Raw genomic sequence first — 3,880 nt, 5'->3', positions numbered from 1 at the left:
TGTCCAGGGTTCGATCCCCTGACGACCCATACGTAACCATCAAGCGGAAGCTTGGTGGTTTTCTTTTTCCAAAAAGCGCCACGCCGTTGTAAAATTCCGCGACTGGCCAATAACGAAATTCGAATGGTTTAACTAAAGAAATCTAAGAAAAAAGAAGCTGAGAAAGCCCAATTGCGCGGGATTTCCAGCTTTTTTAAAGGCAAAAGAAAAATATTTTCTCCAATATTACAATTGTTACAAAAAGTCGTTTTCCTGTAATATCCTCTTAACTGGACCGTCATTTGTTTGCTACTGTTTTGAAATTTGAGCCTGTTAACATATAAACTGTCAAATGACATAAGAAGAGCAGGAACGAATTTCTTAGACAGGGAAAACAATCGTCAATTAACTCGATTCTTTTTCATTAAGAGACGACAGCCTGCGCCACACAAAGGAGAAATTTTTTTGAACATCAAATCTAACGTACTTAAATCAGTATTTGCTGCAGGCTTGGCTTTAACTGGCGTGGCAGCGATCAGCTTAGGCACGAACGGTCAAGCAGACGCAGCCACTGTTGGCGAAAGCGTAACGGTTGACTACAATGATGGACAATCAATTGCAACCTGGTCAAACTATCACACTGCTTCAGTAACGGGTTCTGCCAAGGACGGCAGCACTTGGACTGTACTTAACACGGCTTACGACGCATCTGGTGCCAAGTGGTACAAGATCGGCGACCGCAAGTGGATCTTAGCTAAGTACACTACTGACTCAACCACTACTAGTGCTGCTTCAACTAGCTCATACAGCACTAACAACAATACGAATACTAACGCAAACAGCTCAGCTGCAAGCAAGAATTACGGCTACAGCTACAACAGCAACACTAGCTCTAGCACCTCAACTGGCTACAGCTACAGTGCTCCTTCAGCATCAACTAGTTCAACGACGAGCTCAAGCTCAACGACTTCCTCATCCTCAGCAGAAGAAGCAGCCAAGACTTGGATTGCCAACAAGGAAAGTGGTGGCTCATACACTGCTTCAAACGGCAACTACTACGGCAAGTATCAATTGAGCCGCAGCTACCTGAACGGCGATACCTCTGCTGCCAACCAAGAAAAGGTTGCCAACAGCTACGTTTTGAGCCGCTACGGTTCATGGACTGCTGCCAAGTCCTTCTGGCTTGCTAACGGCTGGTATTAATGAGAAAAATGGTTCCGGTAACGGGGCCATTTTTTCTATCCAAATTTGGATAAACAAGTTATAATGTGGTCATAAAATAAAAAAGCGTAAAGAGGTCAGTTATGAAAAAATTAATCGGCAGATTTTTAGTAGTCGCAGCTTTGGCCATCCCAGCCCTGACCCAGGTCAAGCCGGTTCAAGCTGCCAGCTACAAAAAGGCTGCTTTTACCCTGCCTAAAGGTTATACCAAGGCCAACCTGAAAAAGGCCTACCTGTACACCTCTATGTCTGCCAGCCAAAAGAAGGCCTGGCTGAAAAAAAAGAAGAACGCTGCTTGGCTGAAGTCTTGGAAAAAGATCAACGTCAAGGGGATGAAGGCCAACACTTTTGATCAGACCAGCAAGGCTGAAAGGGCAGCAGACAACAAGACTATTGTGAAATTGACCAAAGGCCACCTGACGACCAGTCAGGCCAAGACCCTGGCCACTTATTCCTTGCGCCTGATCAACCAGGCCAGAAGTAAGATGGGCTTAAAGAAGTGGAAATACAGTTCAGGCACCCAGAAATTGGCTCTGGAAATTTCCAAAGAATACGTGGCTAACAACAAGACGATTGCCACTGGCCACTATGTAACCGGGATTGTTCGGGCCACCAAGAAGGTTGGACTGAAGTTGCCAGGGAACTACAACTATGTTGAAGACATGGCCGGCTTTAGAGACTCCAGCGCGATCACCATGACGGCCATGAAGAAGGACATTTACTATGGCCTCAAGACCATGATCTTTGGCTACCGCTACGCCAACCAGTCCAAGGTCAAGCAGCTGAGCCAATATACAGAATGGGAACATGCCGGGGACCTGATGAACACCCAAGGCGGCCAGTACGACGGCGACTGGGACTACTACGGCTTCAACGTTTCCTACACTAACGGTACTTACTCCATGCACTACATTGGGGTGCCAAGCCACCTGAAATGGGCCTATAGCGGCAAGTACTGGGGCAGTTTTAAGCATTAGAGCAAAGGCGCGATTCCTGAAAAGGGTCGCGTTTTTATTTTTGACATTTTTACTGGTCTATTTCTTGTCAACAATCTGCACTTTATTTTTGCCAAAAATCCCCTGGTCAAAGTTAACAATTTTATTTTTGTGATCGCTTACTGTAAAAATGGCGAGGAAAAACTGGTTTGCTATTAACATTGGTCTAATTTAGTTCTATAGTAATGGCCATAGGAAAAAAGCAAAAAACACAGTAAGAAAAACGAAAATTAGCGAGGCAAAAATAATGGCAGAAAAGAGCAGAATCGAAGCAGATTCAATTGGCAGTCTTGAAGTGCTTACGGGCGCTTACTACGGCGTGCAAGCCAAAAGAGCAAGCCGCAACTTTCATATTACCGGCTTAAAGATGAGCCCACTTTTTCTCAGCAACTTGGCATTGATTAAAAAGGCGGCAGCCAGCGTCAACGGAGAAATTGGTCTAATTTCTCAAGAGCAAGCAAAGGCCATCAAGACTGCCTGCGATGAAGTGATTTCTGGCAAATTTACAGATGATTTCATTGTGGACCCGATTCAAGGTGGGGCCGGCACCAGCGCCAACATGAACATGAACGAAGTAATCGCTAACCGGGCTAACGAAATTTTAGGCGGCAAATTAGGCAAGTACGACTGCGTTCACCCCAACGACCAAGTCAACATGGCCCAGTCGACTAACGACACCATCCCAACCGCCGGCAAGATGACCACCATCCTTTTGATTGAAAAGCTGACTAAGAGCCTGGAAAAACTGGAAATGGCTTTAGCCGAAAAAGGGGAAGACTTCAAAGATGTAATCAAGATGGGCCGGACCCAGCTGCAAGATGCCGTTCCGATGACTTTGGGCGACAGCTTCAGGGGCTACGCCTCCATGGTTAAAAGACAAATCGCGCGCCTTGAGCTTGCCAAAAAGGAAATGGCGACCATCAACTTGGGCGGGACGGCTATCGGCACCGGGATCAACGCTTCCCAATACTACGAAGACCACATTGCCGGCGAGCTCAGCAAGCTTTTTGGCCGGGAATTGGTTCAAGCAGACGACCTCTTTGACGCTACCGAAAACCTGGACTCCTTTGCTGAAGTTTCCGGCGCCCTCAAGGCCTGTGCGATTTCTCTGTCAAAAATGGCCAACGACCTGCGTCTGCTTTCATCAGGCCCGCGCTGCGGCTTCAGCGAAATCAACCTGCCGGCCAAGCAGAACGGCTCATCCATCATGCCTGGCAAGATCAACCCGGTCATTCCGGAAGTGGTCAGCCAAGCGGCCTTCCTGGTTTGCGGCCACGATACGACTATTGCCATGGCGGCTGAAGCTGGGCAGCTGGAGCTGAACGCTTTTGAACCAGTCGTCTTCTACCAGCTTTTTGAATCCTTTACCGCCTTGACCGGGGCAGTGGATACCCTGGTGGACAACTGCATTACCGGCATCACGGCTAATAAGGGCCGCTGCAAGCAGCTAAAAGAAAGCAGCGTTGGCATTGCGACAGTCCTGTGCCCATACCTAGGCTACCAACTGTCAGCCAAGATTGCTAAGACGGCTTTACGTGAAAAGCGAAGCGTGCGGGACCTGGTCCTTGAGCACAAATTGATGGCACCAGAGAAGCTGGATTTGCTGCTGGGCTAGCAAGTAAAAAGACTAAGATCCAAAATAAGGATCTTAGTCTTTTTGGTCGATTGTATAATCAATTTGAACA

At 47.4% G+C, this 3,880-nt stretch carries 3 protein-coding genes; all 3 read left to right on the top strand.

The window, feature by feature from the left end; genetic code table 11:
* Positions 1–444 precede the first annotated feature (444 nt).
* The 3 genes from apf to FC20_RS09200 all read left to right on the top strand — a co-directional run bounded on the left by apf (position 445) and on the right by FC20_RS09200 (position 3,810).
* On the top strand, positions 445–1,182 hold the full coding sequence (gene apf, locus FC20_RS09210; RefSeq protein WP_008463236.1) for an aggregation-promoting factor: 738 nt from the start codon (positions 445–447) through the stop codon (positions 1,180–1,182).
* A 101-nt stretch (positions 1,183–1,283) separates the two neighbouring features.
* Positions 1,284–2,177: an SEC10/PgrA surface exclusion domain-containing protein gene (locus FC20_RS09205; RefSeq protein WP_008463234.1), complete on the top strand. Its 894-nt coding sequence runs from the start codon at positions 1,284–1,286 to the stop codon at positions 2,175–2,177.
* 265 nt (positions 2,178–2,442) lie between these two features.
* Positions 2,443–3,810: an aspartate ammonia-lyase gene (locus FC20_RS09200; RefSeq protein WP_008463233.1), complete on the top strand. Its 1,368-nt coding sequence runs from the start codon at positions 2,443–2,445 to the stop codon at positions 3,808–3,810.
* The last annotated feature ends 70 nt before the right edge of the window (positions 3,811–3,880 follow it).

This window comes from Lactobacillus equicursoris DSM 19284 = JCM 14600 = CIP 110162 (genome assembly GCF_001434815.1).
Taxonomy (GTDB): domain Bacteria; phylum Bacillota; class Bacilli; order Lactobacillales; family Lactobacillaceae; genus Lactobacillus; species Lactobacillus equicursoris.
Note: the sequence above shows the minus strand (reverse complement) of the source record. Positions and strands in the feature narration are given on the sequence as shown.